Genomic DNA, 20,294 nt, shown 5'->3' on the forward strand with positions numbered 1-20,294 from the left:
TGATGCGCTTCAGTTAAGCGTTTAAGCGCAGGCTGGTCAAGAGTGGCGGGACGGGAGACTCGAACGTCCGGGCTAGACCAGCAGCGCCGAGGCGGGGGTGGCGAGGCGCCCCCCGGCCAGCACGACGCGCAGGTCGGCGGGCGGCAGGGAGCGGGAGAACAGCCAGCCCTGGTACGCGTCGACCCCGATCCCGCGGAGCACGTGGAACTGCTCGGCGGTCTCCACGCCCTCGGCGACCGTGGTGCGGTTCATCGCCTTGGCCATGTCGACCACCGCGCGGGCCACCGCGAAGTCGGCGGGGTCGTCGGCGATGCCCGTGACGAACGCGCGGTCGACCTTCACGACCTGCGCGGGCAGGGTCTTGAGCCGCGCGAGGGACGAGTAGCCGGTGCCGAAGTCGTCGACGGCGAACCGCACCCCGCGCGCGGCGAGCTCGCCCATCGCGGCCAGCGCGTGCGGCGCGAGCGCCACCAGGCTCGTCTCGACCAGCTCCAGCATGAGCCGGTCCCAGGCGAGACCGGTCTCGTCGACGATGTCGGTGACGGTCGAGAGGAAGTCGGGGTCGCCGGGGAGCAGCCCGGCCAGGTTGACGGCGACCGCGGGCGGGCGCCCGTCGACGCCCACGGGCCAGCGGGCCGCCTCCTGCGCGGCGCTGCGCAGCACCCACAGGTCCAGCTCGCGCAGCAGCCCGCTGCGCTGGGCGACGGGCAGGAAGTCGGCGGGCGACACCATGCCGCGCTCCGAGTGCGGCCAGCGCACCAGCGCCTCCGCGGACCGGACGGTGCCGTCCGGCGCCACGACCGGCTGGTACTCCAGCGTCAGCCCGTCGTCGGCGATGGCCGCCCGCAGCTCGGCCTCCAGCTCCAGTGCGCGCATGGCCGAGTCGACGACGCCGTCGGTGGCGGTGCCGATGGCGCCGCGCTCCTGCCGCCGCTTCGCGTCGTGCATCGCGACCTCGGCGAACCGCAGCAGGTCGGCGGCCCGCACGTCACCGGACGGGACGGGCGTCGCCACGCCCACCGACGCCGTGACCACGACCGGTCGCTCGTGCACGGTGATCGTGGTGCGCAGCAGGTCGGACACCAGCTTCGCGAACTGGTCGACGCCGCCGACGGCCAGGTGGTCGGCGCAGACGACGACGAACTCGTCGCCGCCCAGCCGGGCGGCCGTGCATCCTGCGGGCAGCTCCCGCTGCAGCCGCCCGGCGAGCTGCACCAGCAGGCCGTCGCCGGCGTCGTGGCCGAGGGAGGAGTTGACGCGCTGGAAGTCGTCGAGGTTGCCGCACACCACCGCGACCCGGTCGCGCCCGGGCCCGGCGAGGTGCCGGTCGAGCAGGGCGAGGATCGCGGCACGGTTGGGCAGCCGGGTCAGCTCGTCGACCGTGCCGACGCGTCGCAGCTGCTCCGCGGCCTGCGCGGCCTGGCGGCGCTCGCTCGTGTCGGTGCACACCATCAGCCAGAACCAGCCGCCGTCGTCGCTCGCCGTCGTGGAGACGGCCAGCTCGCACCACACCGTCGTGCCGTCGCCGCGCCGCAGCGGCACCTCCTCCACGCGGTAGCCGTAGCGCGCACCGGGCGGCACCGGCCGCAGCCAGCTAGGGAGGCTCCCGGCGAGCGGCTCGGCCTGCGGTTCGGCCGTGAGCTCGGCGGCGACGAGCCCGCGCAGCTGGTCGAGCGGGCGACCGAGCAACGTGGCGAGCTCGGTGCTCGCGTCCACCACGACCCCGCCCGAGTCGATCACCGCGACGCCACCGGGCACGAGCGCCATGAGGTCGGCGAACCGGCGCGCCGCCTGCTGCACGCGCGCGTCGGACAGCCGGTGGGTCGACACGTCGCGCACCACCCCGACCAGCCGCACCGGCGCCCCGTCCGGCGTGTACTCCACCTCGGCCCGGCAGGACAGCACGCGGTCGCCGGGCAGCCGCAGCTCGGCGTACCGGTCGCCGCCGCGCTCGCCGTCGCGCAGCTCCTGGTACAGCGCGGCGATCAGGTCGTCCTCGAGCGCCGGCACACCGGCCAGCAGGTCGACCCCGGACGAGCGGTAGAGCTCCTCCAGCGACGCACTGCGGTTCAACTCGCCGGCCGACAGCTCCATGCTCCACATCCCCACCTTCGCCAGCCGCTCCAGCTCGGCGATCCAGCCGTCGGTGCGGGCATCGGGACGTGCATCGCGAGCGGTGCGCTCGACGAGCACGACGATCGTCAGCTCCGTGTCGGGCAGCGGCACCCGCACGACCCGGACGCGCGCGGTGCCCTCGTCGGCGCGCACCACGAGCGCGTCGGTGTCGGGGCCGATGGCGAGCATGTCCAGCCGCATGCCGAACAGGTCGACGCGGTCGCCCACGAGCGCCACCAGCGCCGGGTTGGCCCGCACGATCCGCCCGAACGCGTCGCAGACCGCACTGGGCGGTTCGGGCAGCTCCAGCGTCTCCGCGATCGGGCCGTCACCGAAGACCGCTTCGCGCAGCACGGGCAGCGACCCCGAGCGCGGCCCCTCGGCAGCACGGGCCGAGTTGGCCCGGCCGGCCTCGGCGACGGCCTTGGCGAGCCGGCTCGCGAAGATCGACGCCGGCTGCCCGCTCCCGCCGCCGAGTGCCGCGTTCCGGGCCCGGCGGTACTCGGTGAACCGCGCGGTCTCGGGGAGGACGGGCTCAGCCCCGCAGGGGTCGGTGGCGGGCTCGTCGCCCTGGCCGTCTCCGCTGCGCTGACCGAGCTCGTTCACGCGAATCTCCAGAGGGTGGGGCGTCGTGCGTCACACCCTTCAACGACCCCGAACGAGTCACGATCCGGTCACTTCCCGATCGGCCTACGCCGCCGGGAGTGAGCGAATCCCCTGGTCAGCACGCTACGTGACAGTAACCACTCGGCCGTGGACAAGTGTCCAGGAAACCGCCCGGTAACACGTGACGCTCCGTCAGTGTTCGGTGACAGCCGCCTCGGCGACCGCCCGCGACACGGCGGGCGCGACACGCGGATCGAACGGGCTGGGCACGATCCGGTCGGCCGCCAGGTCCTCGCTCGCGACCGCGAAGATGGCCTCCGCGGCGGCCAGCTTCATCGCCTCCGTGATGCGGCGCGCGCCCGCGTCGAGTGCACCGCGGAACACGCCGGGGAACGCCAGCACGTTGTTGATCTGGTTCGGGAAGTCGCTACGGCCCGTCGCGACGATCGCCGCGTAGCGGGCGGCCACGTCCGGGTGCACCTCGGGGTCGGGGTTGGACAGCGCGAACACCATGGCCTCCGGCGCCATCGTCGACAGGAGCTCCTCGGGCAGCTTCGCGCACGACAGACCGACGAACACGTCCGCGCCGGCCAGCGCCTCGGCCGGGCCACCGGTGAGCCCTCGCGGGTTGGTCTCGGCGGCCAGCAGCGCCTTCTCCCCCGTGACGCCGGCCCGACCGGCCACGACGATGCCGCGCGAGTCGAGCACCGTGACGTCGACGACGCCGGCCGCGCGCAGGATCCGCGCGCACGCCACCCCGGCGGCGCCCGCGCCCGAGATCACGACGCGCAACGACGCCAGCGCGCGCCCCTGCACCGCCGCGGCCCCGCGCAGGGCCGCGAGCAGCACGATCGCGGTGCCGTGCTGGTCGTCGTGCATGACGGGGCAGTCGAGCGCCTCGATCAGCCGCCGCTCCAGCTCGAAGCAGCGCGGCGCCGCGACGTCCTCCAGGTTGACCGCGCCGAAGCTGGGCCGCAGCCGCACCAGCGTCTCGACGATCTCGTCGACGTCGGTGGTGTCGAGCACCAGCGGGATCGAGTCGAGCCCGCCGAACGTCTTGAACAGCGCCGACTTGCCCTCCATCACGGGAAGGGCGGCGCGTGGCCCGATGTCGCCGAGGCCCAGCACGGCAGTGCCGTCGCTCACGACGGCCACCAGCCGGCTCGTCCACGTGTAGCGGGCGGCGAGCGCGGGCTCGGCGGCGATCGCGCGGCTCACCTCGGCCACGCCCGGCGTGTAGGCCACGGCGAGGTCGCGCGCGTCGCGCAGCGGGGAGGTGAGCGCCGTGCCGAGCTTGCCGCCCTCGTGGGCGGTGAAGATCTCGTCGTGGGTGGGCGCGGAGACGGTGCGGTCGGGCAGCGTGGTCATTGCAGGATCCTCAGTGCGGTGGTGGGTGCGCGCGGGGCGCACTCTCCGGGCACCGGAGCCCGCAGGGTGAGGCGGCATCGTCGCGGTGCCGGACGGCCACTCGGCGGCTCCGCGGGATGTCGCGGGCACCGGCCGAGGTTCGGCTGTCGGGTACCCGGCCCATCCTAACGGGTGGGACGGTCGACCGCCCGGAGGTTCTCGTCACCCGCGCGGCTCGTGCAGGACGGCGGCCGCGTGCTCGCCGATCACCGCGGCGAGCCGCTGCGGCGCACCGAGGTGCGCGCCGTGGCCCTGCCCGTCGAGCACGACGGTCCGCGCGCGGGGCAGGACCGCCTCCAGCGCGCGGATCCGCGCACCGAGGTGCGCCGGGCTGCGGCTGCCCCCGATCAGGACCACGGGCTGCGCGATGCCCGCGTACGCGTCGAGCCGCACGCCCAGGTCGGCGACGGCGCGGGCGTCGTCGAGCTGGTGCGGGGCGAACCGGCGCATCCGCGGGACGGCGGCGATCGCGAGTGCCGCACCGTAGGCCTGCCAGGCCGGCACGCGGACGATGTCGCGCAGGAAGACCGCCATCGCGCCCACCGTGGTGCGGGCGGCCCTGGCCCGGGCGAGCGGCGTGTCCCACTCACCCGGGCGGGTGTGCACGACCGGCTCGTAGAGGGCGGCGCCGGCGAACCGGGCCGGCGAGGCGACGAGTGCCTCCAGCGCGACGACGCCGCCGGACGAGTGCCCGACCAGCAGCACCGGCTCGCCGATCGCCTCCGCCAGTGCGACGACGTCCGCGGCCTCCTGGGCGACGGTGCACGGGCCGGCGAGGTCGTCGCGGTACTGGCGGCGGTGCAGCCGGACCACGCGATGGCGCGCTTCGAGGGCGTCGGCGACGCGTTGCCAGGTGGCTCCGTCGTCGAGCCCGCCGTGGACGACGAGCACGGCCGGGCCGGCGCCCTGGTCGAGGGCCCGCACGTCGGCCCCTGTGACGAACGGTCGAGCCATACCGGACCTCCTTTAGCGGCGCTAAGGCAATTTAGCATCGCTAGAGTCCAGGTGTGAAGGAGCGGCTGAACCGGGAGGTCATCGTCGACGCGGCCGTGCGCCTGCTCGACACCGTCGGGCTCGACGGTCTGACGGTGCGCCGCTGCGCAGCCGAGCTGGGCGTGCAGAACCCGGCGCTGTACTGGCACTTCCGCGACAAGCGCGACCTGCTCGACGCCGTCGCCGACGCGATCGTGCGCTCCGCGGGCATGGGGGCGCCGCTCGCGGACGAGACCTGGTCGGACTGGCTGCTGCGCCGCGGCCGGGCCTACCGCGCGGCTCTCTCGGCCCACCGCGACGGGGCGCGCATCGTCGCGAACGCCCGGATGGGCCCGGACACCGTCCGCATGCTGGAGCGGGAGCTGTCCGCCATGGTCGCGCTCGGGTTCACGCCGGTGCTGGCGCTCCGCACGATCACGACCGTCGCCCAGTACGTCACCGGCTTCGTGCTCCAGGAGCAGACGCAGCGGGACGACGTGCCGGAGGGCGGGCTCGGCACGCTGGCCGAGGTGCTGCGGGCGGAGCCGACCGACACGCTGCTGACCGCGATCCGCGAGGGCGGCGACCCGTTCGGCGCGCACACCTTCGACCACGGCTTGCGGGTCATCATCGACGGCACGGCCAGCGCGCTGGAGGCGCTGTGACTCAGCGAGGTCGGCGAGCGCCCCGCAGCAGGTCGACGGTGAACACGGCAAGCGCCACCCACACCAGCACGAAGCCGACCCAGCGCCCGGGCGGCATCACCTCGCCCATCACCAGCACGCCCCACAGGAACTGCAGGATCGGGTTGATGTAGAGCAGCACGCCCAGCACGGTGAGCGGCACCCGGCGGGCCGCCGCCGCGTACAGCAGCAGCGGGACCGCCGTCACGGGCCCGCCCACCACGAGCAGCAGCGCGTGCCCGACGCCGAGCGCCGTGAACGTGCCGGCGCCCGAGACCTCGAACCCGACCGCCACCGCCACCGCGATCGGCGCCAGCGCCAGCGACTCGGCGGTGAACCCCGGCACGGCGTCCATCGGCACCGTCCGCTTGACCAGGCCGTACACGCCGAACGACGTGGCCAGCCCCAGCGCGATCCACGGTGGCGCCCCGTTCTCCACCGCGATCACGGTGACCGCGACCAGTGCCAGCGCCACCGCAGCCCACTGCACCGGCCGCAGCCGCTCGTGCAGCACCACGACGCCGAGCAGCACGTTCACCAACGGACTCATGAAGTAGCCGAGTGCGGCCTCCACGACGTGCCCGACGAAGACCGCGTAGATGTACAGGCCCCAGTTCACCGCGATCAGCAGGCCGGCCGCGCTCGTCATGGCCCAGCTGCGGGCCGACATCGCCCGCACGTCGCGCCAGCCGCGCACAACCGACAGCACCACGACCATCAGCACCGCCGTCCACGCGATGCGGTGCGCCAGCACCTCCACCGGCGCGGACGGGGCCATGAGCGCCCAGAACGCGGGGAACAGCCCCCACATCGCGTACGCGGTGACGGCGGCGGCCACCGCCCGCCCGTCGAGCGCGGTCGAGGTCCGTTGCGTGGCCACCACCCGTCCAGCACAGCACCCGCGGCGGCCGCACGCACGCGGGTTGTCCCAGCCGTACTGTCGACGTGTGCGCGTGGCGGCTCGGGTGGTGCTGGTCGATCCCGCCGGCCGGGTACTGCTGTTCCGCGGGTTCGACCCGGCCCGGCCGGGCGCGACGTGGTGGTTCACCGTCGGCGGCGGCGTGGAGCCCGGGGAGGACCTGCGCGCCGCTGCGCTGCGGGAAGCGCGCGAGGAGACCGGTCTCGACCTCGCCGAGCTGCGCGGGCCCGTCTGGCGGCGCCTGGCGAACTTCTCCTTCGACGGGCGCCGGTACGAGGCCGAGGAGTGGTTCTTCACCGCGACGGCCACCGGCCCCGTCGACACCAGCGGGTTCACCGAGCTGGAGGCGCGCACGGTCGTCGAGCACCGCTGGTGGAGCGCGGCCGAGCTGCGGGCCACGTCGGAGGTCTTCTACCCCGCCCGGTTGCCCGAACTGCTCGACGGGCTCCCCGACCACCCCGACGGGCCGCCGCTGCTCCTCGACGACCGCGAACCCGCGCCTTAGGGTCGGTCGGTGCCCCACGTGTTCCTGCTGCGCCACGGCGAGACCGAGTGGTCGCTGTCCGGCCAGCACACCGGCCGCACCGACATCCCGCTGACCGAGCGCGGTCGCAAGCTCGCCGTCGACGCGGGCAACCTGTGGCGCACCCTGCACCACGACGCGTCCCCGGTGCGCGTGCTGTCGAGCCCCCGCGCCCGCGCCCGCGACACCGCGGAGCTGGCCGGGCTCAAGGTCGACAGCTACGACGAGCGGCTGGTCGAATGGGACTACGGCGACTACGAGGGCCTCACCACGCCGCAGATCCGCGAGTCGGTGCCCGACTGGACGGTGTGGACGCACCCCTGCCCCGGCGGGGAGACGGCCGAGCAGGTCGGGGCACGCGCCGACGACGTGATCGCGGAGGTCCGCAGCGCCGACGGCGATGTCGTGCTCGTCGGTCACGGGCACTTCAGCCGCGTGCTGATGGCCCGCTGGATCGGCCTGCCCGCCGCGGAGGGCGTGCGCGTGACGATGGACCCGGCGTCCTGGTCGGTGCTGGGCGACGAGCGCGGCGTGCCGAGCCTGAAGCGGGTGAACCTGGGAGTTCCGAGATGAGTGTGCGCCGGGTCGAGCCGCGCGACGTGCCCGCCGTCGTCGAGCTCGTGTACGCGCTTGCCCGCTACGAGCGCGAGCCCGACGCCTGCCACCTCACCGAGGAGCAGCTGCAGGCGGCGCTGTTCGCGCCGGCACCGGCCCTGTTCGGGCACGTCGCCGAGGCGGACGGGCAGGTGGTCGGCTGCGCGCTGTGGTTCCTGAACTTCTCGACCTGGACCGGCGTGCACGGCATCTACCTGGAGGACCTGTTCGTCCTGCCCGAGCACCGCGGATCGGGCCTGGGTCGCGCCCTGCTGGCGGCGCTGGCCGCCCTCTGCGTCGAACGGGGCTACGGGCGGCTCGAGTGGTCGGTGCTGGACTGGAACGAGCCGTCGATCGGGTTCTACCGGTCGTTGGGCGCGGTCGGGATGGACGAGTGGACGACCTTCCGGCTGGCCGGCGACGCCCTCGCCGCCCTCGGCTCTAGTCCTGCGGCAGATCCATCGACCACGTCCGCGCCGGCTCGCTGAGCAGCAGCAGGAACGTGCCGGCCACCACGAGCCCGGTGACCACCCCCAGGACCAGCTCCCGCGACGGCCCGATCAGCGAGTAGACCACCGGCAGCAGCAGGAGCTGGATCACGATCGCGGGGGTGCGGGCCCAGCGCCGGCCCGTCACGAGCCCCCAGGCGACGAACCCGAGCGCGGCCGCACCGAGCACGAACAGCGCTGCCTCGCCGACGACGGAGCCGACGGGCAGATCGGCCGTGCCGCTGCCGGTCAGCAGCACCACGGTGGCGATCAGGCCCGCCAGCGCCTCGGCTGCCACTCCCGCCCCGGCGAGGCGCACCTGACGAGGAGTCCCGATCGCGTCCACGGAGCCGAGGATAGGCCCGCGCCGAGGTGCGCCTGGCGGGGTACGAGCGGCGGATCCGTCCGGCGTCCTGCGTTGCGCCGAGCGTCGGATCGAGAGTGGCCAGTCCGGATTCAATGCGTGATCGGCAATGACACAGACGGCAACGTGTCGTCGTCCAGGGAGGCCGCTCGTCGCAGGTACAGCGGCAGGCGTCACCCCTGCGGGTGATGTCGACCGCCATTCACCGATGCACGTGGACCGTCGAGCCCACCGGGGGTCGCACCTGGGCAAACAGTGCCCCAAGGTGGTGCCTGCGCAAGAGTTCGGGTGCGGGGAGGTTTCCTGCACGGTCGATCGGGAACCCGCAAGCGGGAATCCGGTTGGCGGGACGGGGCTCGATCGCTCATCGTGATAACGGCGGCACGTTGCAGTAACCGATCGTGTCGCATGTCGTTGCGAAGAGCAGGTGAGTGTCTTCACCCACCACCGATGCTCTGGCCCTTGAAGATCGAGGGCGCTCGTGAAATCATTCACAAGCGCGGAAACACCGTGATGGACAGACGATCGGCGCGACCCCGATCGCGCAAGTACGAGGAGCTAAGCAACATGGACTGGCGTCACCGCGCTATCTGCCGCGACGAGGACCCGGAGCTGTTCTTCCCCGTGGGGACGAGCGGCCCGGCCCTGCTGCAGATCGCTGAAGCCAAGACGGTCTGCCGACGCTGCCCCGTGGTCAGTGACTGCCTCGCCTGGGCTCTCGAGAGCGGCCAGGACGCAGGCGTCTGGGGTGGGATGAGCGAGGACGAGCGCCGCACGCTGAAGCGCCGCAACTCGCGTACCCGGGCCCGCACGGCCTGAGCAGCGCCCAGCTCGACCGCTCGGTAGCACAACCAACTGAACTCACGCAGTATCGAACACTGCACGAAGAGACAGACTCCCCACTGCGGGCCCGAAACCGGACACCACCCGGTTCCGGGCCCGCAGTCGTTCCTCGGGGGCACGAGGGGGCTCCCGCGGGGACCGAAGACCCGCCATATTTCTGCGACCGCGGGCCTGCGGTCACTGGAGAAGGTTACCGACCCCGCATCGAGAGCCTGATGACGGCCTCGGTTCCGCCGCCCGCACGTGGCCGGACCTGCAGCGGAGAGCCCAGCTCCGAATCCAGCAGCGTTCGGACTATCTGGAGGCCCAGACCGGTCGACGCCTCGACGTCGAAGCCCTCCGGCAGCCCGTGCCCGTCGTCGGCGACGACCACGTCGAGCGCCGCTCCCGAGCGGCGCGCCGACACCACGACCTCCCCCGCCACCCCCGGGTCGTACGCGTGCGCGAGCGCGTTGTGCACCAGCTCGGTGAGCACGAGCACCAGGGGCGTGGCCATCTCGGCGGGCAGGGTGCCGAAGCTGCCGTCGCGGCGCACCTTCGCGCGGACGTCCGCGGTGGCGCCGTCACCGATCGCCGGCAGCACGCGGTCGATCAGCTCGTCGAAGTCGACCATCTCGGCCACCGACGCCGACAGCGACTCGTGCACCAGCGCGATCGAGTTCACCCGCCGCACGCTCTCCTCCAGCGCGCGGCGGGCCTCCGGGATGCCGGCCGTGCGGCGGGCCTGCAGGCGCAGCAGCGCCGCGACCGTCTGCAGGTTGTTCTTGACGCGGTGGTGGATCTCGCGGATCGTCGCGTCCTTCGACAGCAGCGCCTCGTCGCGGCGGCGCAGGTCGGTGACGTCGCGGACGAGCACGAGCGCGCCGGCCGCGTCACCCCGCGGACGCAGCGGCAGCGCGCGCACGAGCATCACCGCTCCGCGGGCCCGGATCTCCATGCGCTGCGAGTACCGCCCGTCGAGCGCTGCCCCGATGCGCGAGGCCACCTCGGCGGCGTCGAACGGGTCCTGGACGAGGGCGCGCGTGGCGTGCCCCAGCGACAGGCCCACCAGGTCGCTCGCGTGCCCCATGCGGTGGTACGCCGAGAGCGCGTTGGGGCTGGCGTAGGCGACGAGCCCCAACGCGTCGAGGCGGATCAGGCCGTCGCCGGCGCGCGGGCTCGTGTTCGTGCCGACGCCCGACGTCTTCGGCGGGAACGTGCCGTCGGCGACCATCTGGCAGAGGTCCGACGCGCTCCCCAGGTACGCGATCTCCAGCGGGCTCGGCACCCGCGGCATCGCCAGGTTGGTGTCGCGCGACAGCACCGCCACCACCTTGCCCGCCAGCCGGACCGGGATCGTCTCCGACCGCACCGGCACCTCCAGGTGCCAGCGCGGGTTCTCGTCCCGGCAGATCCGCCCCTCGACCACCGCCCGGTGCAGCTGCGGGTTGTCCTCGCCGCTGGACTTCGCCCCGACCATGTCCTCGGGGTGCGCCGTCGGCGCCGTCGTCGGACGGGCCTGCGCCACGCACAGGTACGTGCCGGGCGTCGCGGGGAGCGGGATCCACAGCAGGAAGTCGGCGAACGCCATGTCCGCCATCAGCTGCCACTCGGCCACCACCCGCTGCAGGTGGTCCACCACGGCGCCGGGGAGTTCGGTGTGCTCGGCGAGCAGCTCGCTCAAGGTGGTCATCGCCGTCATCCAACCACGTGGGAGGATGGACGCAGATCACTCAGGAGAGGAGTCACCATGTCGAAGCGTGCCCGCAAGCGCCGCGACCGCAAGAAGAACGCCGCGAGCCACGGCAAGCGGCCCAACACCTGAGTCGCGCACAGCCTCCGAACGGCACTCCTGCTCGCAGGGGTGCCGTTCGTCGTGTCGGGGCCGGAGCGGGCCGGGCTGGGTTCTCGGTGAAGGGGAAGCTGGCGGCCGCGACAGCGGGTGAGCGAACGGCGTAGCCGGCGGCACTCGACGCGGACGTCACACACCGTTGGGCCCGTTCACACACGTTCGAACGTGTGTGAACGGGCCCAACCGTGTGTGAGGTCGGCGTTCGCGTCCCCGCCGCCGATACCGGCCCGAACCCCGCACAGCCGACGGCCCGGCGTCCGAGCGCCCCGTCTCCCGACCGGGCGCGGCCTCAGAAGCTCTGGCGCTCCACCCGCGTGGCGCGGACCTCGACCGTCGTGCCCGTGGCCGTCTGCTCAACGGTGACCTCGGCCTGCTCCAGCACCGCGGTGCGGATCTGCTGGCGCAGGCGGTCGCGCAGGCTCTCGGGGGCGTGCTCGCCGCCGCACTTCTTGCCGAGCAGCTCCTTCAGCTTCTCGTCGATGCCGTACTCGCCCAGGCAGGGGGCGCACTCGTCCAGGTGCTGGGCGAGGAGGGCGCGGCGTTCCTGGTCGCACTCGTTGTCGAGGAACAGCCACACCTCGGCGAGCACTTCGGAGCAGTCCGTGTCGTGATGATCGCCGCAACTCATGACCCGACCTCCTGCTCGCCTCGGAGGAACCCGCGCTCCCGCGCGGTGTCGGTCAGCATGTCACGCAACTGGCGCCGACCGCGATGCAACCTCGACATCACGGTGCCGATGGGGGTGCCCATGATGTCGGCGATCTCCTTGTAGGCGAACCCCTCGACGTCGGCGAGGTAGACCGCCATGCGGAAGTCGTCGGGCAGCTGCTGCAGCGCAGCCTTCACGTCGTTGTCGGGGAGCCGGTCCAGCGCCTCCATCTCGGCCGACGGCAGCCCCTGCGACGTGTGCTCCCCGGCCTGGGCGATCTGCCAGTCGGTGATCTCGTCGGTGGGCGACTGCTGCGGCTGGCGCTGCCGCTTGCGGTAGCCGTTGATGTAGGTGTTGGTGAGGATGCGGTACAGCCACGCCTTGAGGTTGGTGCCCTCACGGAACGTGCGGAACGCCGAGTACGCCTTCAGGTAGGTCTCCTGGACCAGGTCCTCGGCGTCGGAGGGGTTGCGCGTCATCCGCAGCGCGGCCCCGTAGAGCTGGTCGAGGAGGGGCATGGCGTCGCGCTCGAAGCGCGCCGCCCGCTCCTCCGCCGTCTCCGTGCTCTCGACAGCCTGCTCCTGAGGCTCGATCTCGGCGGTCTGCTCGGTGCCCGGCAACGTGCTCCTCTCGCGCCTGACCGCGGCGAACGCCCCGGCCACGTCCTGCTGAGAGCCTACGCGCCTTGCCCGGACGCGGCCCGCGGGAGGCGCCTCCATCACTGCATGCGTCACGAACCCGTCAACAAACGACCGGGTCGGGTGATTCCCTGGATCGCCTCAGGTCAGCGGCTTGCCGAGCTGTTCGAGGTCGAACTCCCCTGCGTGCACGCCCTTCACGAACGCATCCCACTCGGCCGCCGTGTAGACGTGCGGCTCGACGGACGGGTCGTCGGCCGGGCGGATCGCCGCCCCACCGTCGGGGAGGCGGGCGACCTCGATCGCGTCGGGGGCGTCGCCGGTGCGCTGCCACACGACGCCGTCGGGCACGCGAGCGGTCACAGCTCGCCCGCGCGCACTGCGGCGAGCAGCGCGTGCCAGGCCGGCCCCGAGTAGACGTGCGGGGTGAGGGTGCGGTCCTTCGTGTCGCGGACGGCGACGCCGGTGGCCACCGGAGCGACCTCGACGCATCCGTTGCCGTCCTCGCCGTCACCGCTGAAGCTGCTCTTCCGCCAGGCGAGCCGCTCGACGTGCATGGCTGCCGTCCCTTCCCCCTCAGGTCGCTGCGGCGATGTCCCGCAGGAGGTCCAGCGAGTCCGCCGGGTTCAAGGCCAGGGTACGCAGCTGGTCGAACTTCCTCCTCGCCATGGCGACTCCCCTTTCGTCCTCCACGAAGGCGGCGCCGAGCGCGTGCTCGACGAAGACCATGTCCGGCTCGTCGAGCTCTCCGAAGCTCAGCACGGTGAAGCCCGACGCCAGCGCGGCGTGCGGACCGGGATGGGCGGGCAGCACCTGCAGCGTCACCGCCGGCAGGGTGGCGGCCTCGGCGATGTGAGCCAACTGGGCGTCCATCACGTCGGGATCGCCGACCGGGTTGCGCAGCGCCGCCTCGCCGGCCACGGCCACGAGTCGCAGCCGCCGTTCGGTGTCGGTGAGCCGTTGCTGGCGGATCATCCGCACTTCGAGCGCAGCCTCGAGTTTGCCGGCCGACCAGCTCTGCTGGTTCGAGGAGAACAGCGCCCGGGCGTACTCACGGGTCTGCAGCAGTCCCGGCACGTAGCTCGGGGCGAAGTCCTGCACCAGCGCGGCGTCGGTCTCGAACTGCACGTAGTTGAACTTGTCACCCAGCCCGTACTGCTTCCACCACGGCTTCTCCCGCGCCTCCTTGACCAGCTCGAGCGTCTCCGCCCAGCGGGCGCCGCCGACGTCGTAGAGATCGAGCATGCTGCGTGCCAGGTGCGAGTCGAGGCCCTGCCGGGCGCCCTCGATGCGGGTCAGCTTGCTCACCGAGCAGTCCAGCGCCGGCGCCGCCACCTCGATCGAGAGCCCCGCCTCCTCCCGCATCCGCCGCAGCCGCCGCCCGAGGATCCGCTGCCTGACCGTGCCGCCAGTCACCCGTGCCCCCCGTCACCGATCACGGACGCATGGTGACATGACCGCGGCCGAAGTGACTGAGTCACTTCTGCCCGGACGGAACTGACCCACGGCTCGTCACCGTGGGTGTCCCCCGGAAGAGGAGACGCCCATGGATCCCATCGCCGCCGAGCTCGCCCGCGCCCCGAAGCTGTGCGAGCGGCTGCGGGCCGAGCACGTCGCCGGGCCGGACGGGCGGTGCGTCGGCTGCCGGTCGGCCGTCCGTATCGCGCCGCGCTGGCCGTGCCGCATCGCCACGCTCGTGCTGCGTGCGACGGAGTGACCGTCAGCCCCAGCCGGGCCCGCCGCCGCCCCACTCGGCCGGGGCGACGTCGCGAATGGTCCGGGTGAACTGCCATCGGTGGCCGGCCAGGTCGACGACCGTGCACTCGCGCTCGCCGTACTCGCGGTCGACGGGGGCCTCCAGCACCTGCGCGCCGTACGCGCGGGCACGCTCGAAGGCGGCGTCGACGTCCGCGACCCGCACCTTGATCTCATGCGTGACGGCGCCATCGGGAGGCTGCCGCTCGCCGCTGGCATCCGCGACGATCACCGCCCCGTCGTCGCCGACCTGCAGCTGCGAACGGTGGTCGACACCGACCCGTACGCGCTCGACGAACCCGAACGCGTCGGCGAGCCAGTCGACGGCGGCGCGGACGTCGGGATACACGAGCACGGGAACGATCGTCGGAGGAGGAGCAGAGCGGTTGATCATGGGCGGTTCCCTTCCGTGCGGGTCGCGCCAATACTCTGCGCACGTGGCAGGAAAGGGCACCCCGGCGACCGCCGCGCTGACCAGGGCGAAGATCGCGCACACGCTGCACTCCTACGAGCACGGCAGCGACGCCGCGTACGGGCCGGAGGCCGCGGAGGTGCTCGGCCTCGACCCCGCCCACGTGTTCAAGACGCTCGTGGCCGAGGTCGACGGCACGCTCACCGTGGGCGTCGTGCCGGTCTCGGCGATGCTGGACCTCAAAGCGCTCGCCGCCGCCGTCGGCGGGAAGCGGGCCAAGATGGCCGACGTCGCCGCTGCGGAACGCGCCACCGGCTACGTCGCCGGTGGCATCTCGCCGCTGGGGCAGAAGAAGCGGTTGCGCACGGTGATCGACGCCTCGGCGGAGACGCTGCCGTCGATGTACTGCAGCGCCGGGCGGCGCGGCCTGGAGGTGGAGCTGGCGCCGGCCGACCTGGCCGCGCTCACCGGGGCCCGGTTCGCCCGGATCGCGACGGAGTAGCGGCGGCCAGGTTGCGGTGATCAAGGGCAAAAGGTCGCCGACGAAGATCAACCAGCGACATTCTGCCCTTGATCACCGCCACCTCGCCGCGGCAGGGCTGCTCCGTGTGACCTGCCGCGCGATCGGCGCGAGGTCGACGTGCCGCACGCCGCCGATCCGCCCCACCGGCAGGAGCACGCCCTCGTAGAGCGCGTCGTCGTCGGTGCAGGCGAGGTAGGCGACGAGGTTGGTCGGGCCGGTGGCGACGGCGGCATAGGCGACATCGGGGTGCCGCGCCAGCGCGGCGGCCGCCCGCTCCAGCGACTCCGGGGCGACGGTGAGCCACATGATCGCCTCCGTCGACGCGCCGAACAGCCGCGGCTCGACGTCCACATCGAACAGCAGCGTGCCGCGTTCGCGCAGCTCGGTGACGCGGCGCGCCACCGTCGTCGGCGACCACCCCGTGGCAGCGGCCAGCGCGGACCAGCCGACGCGCCCGTCGCGGGCGAGCAGTTCGAGGACGCGCCGATCGGGCGCGGAGAGGACGGTCGGTTCCGCTGCGCCGACCTGCGGCGCTCCGGGGCGCAGCGCCGCCACCTCGTCGTCGGTCAGCGCGGCCAGCCGGCGCGGCCAACCGTCCACGCCCGCGACGGCCCGCAGCAACCGCTGCGCCGTGACCTCCATGATCCGCGGGGACCGCGGCATCGTGGCGAGGACGAGCTCGTCGGCGGAACGGGTCAGGCAGGTCAGCTCGGCGCCACCGGACACGATCGCGACCCACGTCGTGTCCGCGCGGGCAGCGAGCACCTCGGCGATCCGGGTGGCCGCCGCCGGGAGGCACCGCAGGCGCACCAGCCACTCCGACTGTCCCAACGCGCGGGCCGCAGGCACCCCGACCACCCGCAGGAGCCCCGCGGCTCGCAGGCGGTGGTAGCGGCGGGCGAGCGTGCGGTCGGTGCTGCCCAGCACCTCGGCGATCCGCCCGAACGACGCGCGGGCGTCTATCTGGAGGGCGTGCACCAGCCGCCGATCCAGTGCGTCGAGGGTGACGGGTTCCACCGGCGAAGCGTAGATCCGTGTCGCGAACCTGCACGGATGCCACGACCGATGGCGGTGGCGCCGGCGGCCGTCGCACGGTGGGCCCATGATCGTCACCTTGGACCCCGTCGCGACCACCTCCCGCGTCACCGCCGCGATGCGGGCCGTCGAGTCCGACCGTCCCGACCGGCTCTTCAGCGACCCGTTCGCCGCCACCCTGGCCGGCGACGCCGGCCGCGAACTCGCCGCACGCATGGGTGCCGGCGACACCATCGCCGTCCGCACCCACTTCATCGACGACGGGGTGCTCTCGGCGAGCGCGCCCCAGCTCGTGCTGGTCGCGGCCGGTATGGACACCCGCGCCTGGCGGCTCGACCTGCCCGCCGGCAGCACCGTCTACGAGATGGACCGGCCCGCCGTCCTCGACCTCAAGGCCCACCTCCTCGCCGGTGCCGCGACGCGTGCCGCGCGCGTGCCCGTCGGGGCCGATCTGACCGGCGACTGGTCCACCGCCCTGCACGCCGCCGGTCACGACCCCGACCGGCCCACGTGCTGGGTCGTCGAAGGCCTCACCCAGTACCTGCCGGAACGCGCTCTGCTGGACCTCCTCGACGCCGTCACCGCCCGGTCGGCAGCCGGCAGCCACCTGCTGCTCGATGTCGTCGGCGCGACGCTGCTGCGCGACCCGTCCGCCGCCCCGCTGCTCGCCGCGATGGCGGCGCAGGGCAGCCCGTGGATCTTCGCCACCGACGACCCGGCGCCGATGCTCGTCGAGCGCGGGTGGACGTGCGAGGTCCGTGGGTTCGCGACGTACACGGCCGAGCTGGGTCGGGAGGCCGGCCTCCGCGGTGACGAGCTGGGATTCCTCGTCCACGCCACCGTTTGACCCGCTCCCTGCGCCGGCGCAGGGTGCGGTGATGGAGATCAACGGACGGACCGCGCTCGTCACCGGGGCCGCGGCAGGGGCCGGGCGCGCGATCGCCGGCGCGCTGGAGTCCGCCGGTGCCCGCGTCGTCGGCGCCGACCTCACGCCGGACGCCGGGATCCGCCTCGACGTCACCGACGACGCCGCGCTCGTCGCCGCACTCGAAGACGTCCGGCCCGACATCCTGATCAACAACGCGGGAGGCGGCGGGCACGTCCTGCCGCACTACCCGGACGCGTCCGTCGCCGAGTGGAGCGGTTGGCTGGACCTCAACCTGCGCGCGCCGATGCTCGCCACGCAGGTCGCGCTGCGGTGCGGCGCCGGAGCCGTCGTCAACGTCGCGTCGATGGCGGGGCTCGGCGCCGAACCGCACCCGTCGCCGGAGTACGCGGCCGCCAAGGCCGGCCTGATCCGCTTCACCACCTCGCTCGCCGACCCGCGCGTCAGCTGTCTCGTACCGGGCTGGATCCGTACCGAACGAGCCGAAGCCGAACTCGCCGCCATGACCCCCGACGAACGCGCCGCCGCCCCCGTCCCGATCAGCCTCGACGCCCTGTGCACGGCCGTGCTGCAGCTCGTCACCGGCCCGGGCAGGGTGCTGGTCCTGCCGTAGCGCGCGCCCCGCCCACCGGCGAGTCGCGCATTCCGCCGGGCGAGTCGCGCGTTCCGACTCGGCGAGTTGTGCGTTCCGCCGGGCGAGTTGTGCGTTCCGGGCCCGGCGAGTCGCGGATCTCGTGACGGCGAGATGCGATTACGGACAGCGAACCCGACGAGTTCGGGCACGACGAGCCGGCCGACGACGCGACGCACCCGTCGCGCCGCCGCACAGCGGTTGGCAGCCCGCGGTCCGAGACCGACGACTCGCCCGGCCGCGAACCACGACTCGTGGAGCCGGAACCCGGCGGCGCCGTCGCCGGAACCGCAGCTCGCCGACGTGGAACCCACGACTCGCCGGACCGAGATCCGCAACTCGCCCGGCCGAACGCGCAACTCGCCCGGACGGAACGCACGACTCGCCCCGCGGAACGCGCAACTCGCCCGACGGAACGCACGACTCGCCCCGCGGAACGCGCAACTCGCCCCGCGGAACGCACGACTCGCCCGGCATAACGCGCAACTCGCCCTCGCCGGCAGCGGGTTCACGGCCGCGTTCGGGGTGACCGTCGGCATGACCGCACTGGCCGCCGCCGGCGCGTGCCGCGGCTCAGCGCAGCGGCGGGCGGCCCGCGCTGATCCACTCCTCGTACTGGTCCTCGAGCTTGTACTGGTTCACCCAGCGATCCCGGCTCGCGCCGAGCTCCGACTCCGCGAACTCCAGCGCCGCGCGCGGAGTGGTCCGAAGGCCGACGTCGCGGCCGAACCCGAACCTCTCGTTCTTGTTGAGGTGCGGCATGTCCTCGAGGCACGGCCGCGAGAACTCGTCGTAGGTCTCGACGACCTCGAACACGGTGACCATCAGCCCATGGGGCTCGTCCGGGGGGAGCCATGGCCCCACTGCCACGAAGGCGATCCCCGGCGGCCCGGACGGGACGTAGCCGAGGAACTGGTTGATCATCTGACCGGCACGCAGGGCACGGATGGCGCGCTGCTCCGCGATGCTCGTGATCATCCCAGCACCAGCGGCAGCCACGCCGCGACGGCGGCGCGGAGGCCGGGCATGTCCGACTTCAACGAGTGGTCGCCGCGCAGCACCACCACCGCGCGGTTGCCGACGGGCTCGGGCACGCCGAACGGGTCGTTCGCGCCCTGCACGACGAGGATCGGCACGATCGGCTCCTCCAGCTCGGGCAGACGCGACTTCTCGGGCCGGCCCGGCGGGTGCTCGGGGAACGCGAGGCAGAGCACGCCGACCGCGCCGCCCTCCGTCGCCGTGCGGCAGGCCACCCGGGCACCAGAGCTGCGGCCACCGAACAGCACCGGCAGCTCGCCGCGCTGCGCCTCGACGACGGCGAGCCACGCCGCGTCCAGCTGCGCGGCGGGCGCGGGGGCGCGCCGACCGGCGACCCGGTACGGCTGCTCGACCAGCCCGACCGACACGCCGGCGTCGAGGGCGACCCGGGTGGCGGCCTGGAGGTCCGGTGCGGTGATCCCGCCGCCTGCACCGTGGCCGAGCAGCAGCAGCGCGCGCGGATCGGCCGCCTCGTGCCGGGTGACGCGGGCGGGCCCGTGCGGCGTGGCGACCTCGACCGGCGCGACGGTGGCGGTCATGCCGGGTTCGGTCCGCCGAGGAGGTCGAGCTGCAACGGCTCCCGGACGTCCTCCGGCGGCAGCTCGGCCAGCAGCTCCGGGCCGTTGTTGCGCACGCTGTTGACCAGCGGCGACACCGGCCGCAGCTCCAGCGCCGCGATCACCTCGTCGGACGGCGGGGCGAGCAGTGCGGCCACCGCGTCGTCCTTCGCGGACAGGTCGGGATCGAGCCACGTGTCCCACGCCGACGGCGGCAGCACCAGCGGCATCCGGTCGTGCACCTGCGACAGCACGCCCACCGCGGCCGTCGTCAGCACGGTGGCCGTGACGAGGCCTTCGGGGTACTCGTTGTCGGGGTCGTCCTTCGGCTTCCAGAACTCCCACAGCCCGGCCATCGCGAGCGACGACCCGTCGCGGTAGTGCGTGTAGTACGGCTGCTTGTGCCCAGAGTTCGACCCTGCACCGCGCTGCCACTCGAACCAGCCGTCGGCCGGGATCAGGCAGCGCCGCGACGCCATCGCGCGCCGGAACGCCGGCTTCTCCGCCGCCGACTCCGACCGCGCGTTGATCATCCGGGCGCCGCCCTTCGGGTCCTTCGCGAAGAACGGCACGAACCCCCACCGCACCACCCGCAGGCTCCGCTCGGTGGTGTCGGGATCGGGCGTGCCCTCGGCGTCGCGCGGGTGCCTCTCGACGACGGCGACGATGTTCTTCGTGGGCGCGACGTTGTAGTCGGCCTGCACCTGCCCGTCGGTCGCGTCGACGGCGTGGAACTCGTCGGCGAGATCGGTGGGTGCCTTGATGGACGCGTACCGGCCGCACATGGCTCCATCTTCCCACCGAGGCCCGACAGTTCGCCGGGGC

General features: G+C 73.4%; 26 protein-coding genes. 10 read left to right on the forward strand and 16 right to left on the reverse strand.

The window, feature by feature from the left end:
* Window positions 1–72: 72 nt before the first annotated feature.
* The 3 genes from ACQEVB_RS02135 to ACQEVB_RS02145 form a co-directional block, all read right to left on the reverse strand.
* A complete protein-coding gene (locus ACQEVB_RS02135; protein WP_432964086.1) occupies window positions 73–2,721 on the reverse strand; it encodes a putative bifunctional diguanylate cyclase/phosphodiesterase in 2,649 nt (882 codons plus the stop codon).
* A 192-nt stretch (window positions 2,722–2,913) separates the two neighbouring features.
* Complete coding sequence (locus ACQEVB_RS02140; protein ID WP_432964089.1) at window positions 2,914–4,089, reverse strand: NAD(P)-dependent malic enzyme; 1,176 nt, start codon at window positions 4,087–4,089, stop codon at window positions 2,914–2,916.
* A 201-nt stretch (window positions 4,090–4,290) separates the two neighbouring features.
* The gene (locus tag ACQEVB_RS02145) at window positions 4,291–5,082 is read right to left on the reverse strand and encodes an alpha/beta fold hydrolase (RefSeq protein ID WP_432964092.1); all 792 of its coding nucleotides are present in this window, start codon (window positions 5,080–5,082) and stop codon (window positions 4,291–4,293) included.
* A gap of 53 nt (window positions 5,083–5,135) precedes the next feature.
* On the opposite strand from ACQEVB_RS02145, the gene ACQEVB_RS02150 reads away from it, so the two are divergent.
* Window positions 5,136–5,765, forward strand: a complete 630-nt coding sequence (locus ACQEVB_RS02150; protein ID WP_432964094.1) for a TetR/AcrR family transcriptional regulator C-terminal domain-containing protein — start codon at window positions 5,136–5,138, stop codon at window positions 5,763–5,765.
* Window position 5,766: 1 nt separating this feature from the next.
* Here the strand turns inward: ACQEVB_RS02150 and rarD are convergent, their stop codons facing one another.
* Window positions 5,767–6,663: an EamA family transporter RarD gene (rarD, locus tag ACQEVB_RS02155; RefSeq protein ID WP_432964097.1), complete on the reverse strand. Its 897-nt coding sequence runs from the start codon at window positions 6,661–6,663 to the stop codon at window positions 5,767–5,769.
* 73 nt (window positions 6,664–6,736) lie between these two features.
* On the opposite strand from rarD, the gene ACQEVB_RS02160 reads away from it, so the two are divergent.
* The 3 genes from ACQEVB_RS02160 to ACQEVB_RS02170 are packed head-to-tail and all read left to right on the forward strand — an operon-like array spanning window position 6,737 to window position 8,307.
* On the forward strand, window positions 6,737–7,207 hold the full coding sequence (locus ACQEVB_RS02160; protein ID WP_432964100.1) for an NUDIX hydrolase: 471 nt from the start codon (window positions 6,737–6,739) through the stop codon (window positions 7,205–7,207).
* A 9-nt stretch (window positions 7,208–7,216) separates the two neighbouring features.
* Entirely contained in the window at window positions 7,217–7,798 is a 582-nt protein-coding gene (locus tag ACQEVB_RS02165; protein WP_432964103.1) for an acid phosphatase, read from the forward strand.
* Window positions 7,795–8,307 (forward strand): N-acetyltransferase family protein, encoded by a 513-nt coding sequence (locus tag ACQEVB_RS02170; RefSeq protein ID WP_432964106.1) that lies wholly within the window; start codon window positions 7,795–7,797, stop codon window positions 8,305–8,307. The genes ACQEVB_RS02165 and ACQEVB_RS02170 overlap by 4 nt, the downstream gene beginning before the upstream one ends.
* Here the strand turns inward: ACQEVB_RS02170 and ACQEVB_RS02175 are convergent.
* Window positions 8,261–8,653: a hypothetical protein gene (locus ACQEVB_RS02175; RefSeq protein ID WP_432964109.1), complete on the reverse strand. Its 393-nt coding sequence runs from the start codon at window positions 8,651–8,653 to the stop codon at window positions 8,261–8,263. The two genes, ACQEVB_RS02170 and ACQEVB_RS02175, sit on opposite strands and share 47 nt — an antisense overlap.
* Before the next feature lie 585 nt (window positions 8,654–9,238).
* Here ACQEVB_RS02175 and ACQEVB_RS02180 point away from each other — a divergent pair.
* Window positions 9,239–9,490 (forward strand): WhiB family transcriptional regulator, encoded by a 252-nt coding sequence (locus ACQEVB_RS02180; protein ID WP_432980076.1) that lies wholly within the window; start codon window positions 9,239–9,241, stop codon window positions 9,488–9,490.
* A gap of 214 nt (window positions 9,491–9,704) precedes the next feature.
* Here ACQEVB_RS02180 and ACQEVB_RS02185 read toward each other — a convergent pair whose 3' ends face one another.
* Entirely contained in the window at window positions 9,705–11,186 is a 1,482-nt protein-coding gene (locus ACQEVB_RS02185) for a sensor histidine kinase (RefSeq protein WP_432964112.1), read from the reverse strand.
* A 57-nt stretch (window positions 11,187–11,243) separates the two neighbouring features.
* Between ACQEVB_RS02185 and ACQEVB_RS02190 the strand changes: the two genes are divergently transcribed.
* On the forward strand, window positions 11,244–11,318 hold the full coding sequence (locus ACQEVB_RS02190; RefSeq protein WP_374112102.1) for a 50S ribosomal protein bL37: 75 nt from the start codon (window positions 11,244–11,246) through the stop codon (window positions 11,316–11,318).
* Window positions 11,319–11,634: 316 nt separating this feature from the next.
* On the opposite strand, the gene rsrA is transcribed toward ACQEVB_RS02190, so the two are convergent.
* Genes rsrA through ACQEVB_RS02215 form a run of 5 tightly spaced genes read right to left on the reverse strand, consistent with a single transcriptional unit; the run spans window position 11,635 to window position 14,048 of the window.
* Window positions 11,635–11,973, reverse strand: coding sequence for a mycothiol system anti-sigma-R factor (gene rsrA / locus ACQEVB_RS02195; protein WP_432964115.1), 339 nt, complete (start codon window positions 11,971–11,973; stop codon window positions 11,635–11,637).
* Window positions 11,970–12,713: a sigma-70 family RNA polymerase sigma factor gene (locus ACQEVB_RS02200; RefSeq protein ID WP_432964118.1), complete on the reverse strand. Its 744-nt coding sequence runs from the start codon at window positions 12,711–12,713 to the stop codon at window positions 11,970–11,972. Before ACQEVB_RS02200 ends, rsrA begins: the two co-directional genes overlap by 4 nt.
* A 60-nt stretch (window positions 12,714–12,773) precedes the next feature.
* Window positions 12,774–12,995, reverse strand: a complete 222-nt coding sequence (locus ACQEVB_RS02205) for a DUF397 domain-containing protein (protein WP_432964121.1) — start codon at window positions 12,993–12,995, stop codon at window positions 12,774–12,776.
* A complete protein-coding gene (locus ACQEVB_RS02210) occupies window positions 12,992–13,189 on the reverse strand; it encodes a DUF397 domain-containing protein (RefSeq protein ID WP_432964124.1) in 198 nt (65 codons plus the stop codon). The genes ACQEVB_RS02205 and ACQEVB_RS02210 overlap by 4 nt, the downstream gene beginning before the upstream one ends.
* A gap of 19 nt (window positions 13,190–13,208) precedes the next feature.
* On the reverse strand, window positions 13,209–14,048 hold the full coding sequence (locus ACQEVB_RS02215) for a helix-turn-helix domain-containing protein (RefSeq protein WP_432964127.1): 840 nt from the start codon (window positions 14,046–14,048) through the stop codon (window positions 13,209–13,211).
* A 130-nt stretch (window positions 14,049–14,178) separates the two neighbouring features.
* Between ACQEVB_RS02215 and ACQEVB_RS02220 the strand changes: the two genes are divergently transcribed.
* Window positions 14,179–14,349 carry a hypothetical protein gene (locus ACQEVB_RS02220; protein ID WP_432964130.1) on the forward strand — a complete coding sequence of 57 codons (171 nt, stop codon included), beginning with the start codon at window positions 14,179–14,181 and terminating at the stop codon, window positions 14,347–14,349.
* 3 nt (window positions 14,350–14,352) lie between these two features.
* On the opposite strand, the gene ACQEVB_RS02225 is transcribed toward ACQEVB_RS02220, so the two are convergent.
* The gene (locus tag ACQEVB_RS02225) at window positions 14,353–14,742 is read right to left on the reverse strand and encodes a VOC family protein (protein WP_432964133.1); all 390 of its coding nucleotides are present in this window, start codon (window positions 14,740–14,742) and stop codon (window positions 14,353–14,355) included.
* 82 nt (window positions 14,743–14,824) lie between these two features.
* Between ACQEVB_RS02225 and ybaK the strand changes: the two genes are divergently transcribed.
* Window positions 14,825–15,301 carry a Cys-tRNA(Pro) deacylase gene (gene ybaK, locus ACQEVB_RS02230; protein WP_432964136.1) on the forward strand — a complete coding sequence of 159 codons (477 nt, stop codon included), beginning with the start codon at window positions 14,825–14,827 and terminating at the stop codon, window positions 15,299–15,301.
* A gap of 72 nt (window positions 15,302–15,373) precedes the next feature.
* Here ybaK and ACQEVB_RS02235 read toward each other — a convergent pair whose 3' ends face one another.
* On the reverse strand, window positions 15,374–16,339 hold the full coding sequence (locus ACQEVB_RS02235) for an Lrp/AsnC family transcriptional regulator (RefSeq protein ID WP_432964139.1): 966 nt from the start codon (window positions 16,337–16,339) through the stop codon (window positions 15,374–15,376).
* Window positions 16,340–16,424: 85 nt separating this feature from the next.
* Here ACQEVB_RS02235 and ACQEVB_RS02240 point away from each other — a divergent pair, with 85 nt between their 5' ends.
* Both ACQEVB_RS02240 and ACQEVB_RS02245 read left to right on the forward strand, forming a co-directional pair.
* The gene (locus tag ACQEVB_RS02240; protein WP_432964142.1) at window positions 16,425–17,204 is read left to right on the forward strand and encodes a class I SAM-dependent methyltransferase; all 780 of its coding nucleotides are present in this window, start codon (window positions 16,425–16,427) and stop codon (window positions 17,202–17,204) included.
* A 31-nt stretch (window positions 17,205–17,235) separates the two neighbouring features.
* Window positions 17,236–17,856, forward strand: a complete 621-nt coding sequence (locus ACQEVB_RS02245) for an SDR family NAD(P)-dependent oxidoreductase (protein WP_432964145.1) — start codon at window positions 17,236–17,238, stop codon at window positions 17,854–17,856.
* 591 nt (window positions 17,857–18,447) lie between these two features.
* Here ACQEVB_RS02245 and ACQEVB_RS02250 read toward each other — a convergent pair.
* The 3 genes from ACQEVB_RS02250 to ACQEVB_RS02260 are packed head-to-tail and all read right to left on the reverse strand — an operon-like array spanning window position 18,448 to window position 20,254.
* On the reverse strand, window positions 18,448–18,852 hold the full coding sequence (locus ACQEVB_RS02250) for a hypothetical protein (RefSeq protein WP_432964148.1): 405 nt from the start codon (window positions 18,850–18,852) through the stop codon (window positions 18,448–18,450).
* Window positions 18,849–19,451 (reverse strand): alpha/beta hydrolase family protein, encoded by a 603-nt coding sequence (locus ACQEVB_RS02255; RefSeq protein WP_432964151.1) that lies wholly within the window; start codon window positions 19,449–19,451, stop codon window positions 18,849–18,851. Before ACQEVB_RS02255 ends, ACQEVB_RS02250 begins: the two co-directional genes overlap by 4 nt.
* A complete protein-coding gene (locus tag ACQEVB_RS02260; protein WP_432964154.1) occupies window positions 19,448–20,254 on the reverse strand; it encodes an SOS response-associated peptidase in 807 nt (268 codons plus the stop codon). Before ACQEVB_RS02260 ends, ACQEVB_RS02255 begins: the two co-directional genes overlap by 4 nt.
* Window positions 20,255–20,294 lie beyond the last annotated feature (40 nt).

Source organism: Pseudonocardia sp. CA-107938 (genome assembly GCF_050936315.1).
In the GTDB taxonomy this organism is placed as follows: Bacteria; Actinomycetota; Actinomycetes; order Mycobacteriales; family Pseudonocardiaceae; genus Pseudonocardia.

Bases quoted from the DNA above. Each gene is read 5' to 3' on its own strand.
- ACQEVB_RS02140 (WP_432964089.1), bottom strand. From the start codon at position 4,089: ATGACCACGCTGCCCGACCGCACCGTCTCCGCGCCCACCCACGACGAG.
- ACQEVB_RS02145 (WP_432964092.1), bottom strand. From the start codon at position 5,082: ATGGCTCGACCGTTCGTCACAGGGGCCGACGTGCGGGCCCTCGACCAG.
- ACQEVB_RS02170 (WP_432964106.1), top strand. From the start codon at position 7,795: ATGAGTGTGCGCCGGGTCGAGCCGCGCGACGTGCCCGCCGTCGTCGAG.
- ACQEVB_RS02180 (WP_432980076.1), top strand. From the start codon at position 9,239: ATGGACTGGCGTCACCGCGCTATCTGCCGCGACGAGGACCCGGAGCTG.
- ACQEVB_RS02185 (WP_432964112.1), bottom strand. From the start codon at position 11,186: ATGACCACCTTGAGCGAGCTGCTCGCCGAGCACACCGAACTCCCCGGC.
- rsrA (WP_432964115.1), bottom strand. From the start codon at position 11,973: ATGAGTTGCGGCGATCATCACGACACGGACTGCTCCGAAGTGCTCGCC.
- ACQEVB_RS02200 (WP_432964118.1), bottom strand. From the start codon at position 12,713: ATGGAGGCGCCTCCCGCGGGCCGCGTCCGGGCAAGGCGCGTAGGCTCT.
- ACQEVB_RS02210 (WP_432964124.1), bottom strand. From the start codon at position 13,189: ATGCACGTCGAGCGGCTCGCCTGGCGGAAGAGCAGCTTCAGCGGTGAC.
- ACQEVB_RS02220 (WP_432964130.1), top strand. From the start codon at position 14,179: ATGGATCCCATCGCCGCCGAGCTCGCCCGCGCCCCGAAGCTGTGCGAG.
- ACQEVB_RS02240 (WP_432964142.1), top strand. From the start codon at position 16,425: ATGATCGTCACCTTGGACCCCGTCGCGACCACCTCCCGCGTCACCGCC.
- ACQEVB_RS02245 (WP_432964145.1), top strand. From the start codon at position 17,236: ATGGAGATCAACGGACGGACCGCGCTCGTCACCGGGGCCGCGGCAGGG.
- ACQEVB_RS02250 (WP_432964148.1), bottom strand. From the start codon at position 18,852: ATGATCACGAGCATCGCGGAGCAGCGCGCCATCCGTGCCCTGCGTGCC.
- ACQEVB_RS02255 (WP_432964151.1), bottom strand. From the start codon at position 19,451: ATGACCGCCACCGTCGCGCCGGTCGAGGTCGCCACGCCGCACGGGCCC.
- ACQEVB_RS02260 (WP_432964154.1), bottom strand. From the start codon at position 20,254: ATGTGCGGCCGGTACGCGTCCATCAAGGCACCCACCGATCTCGCCGAC.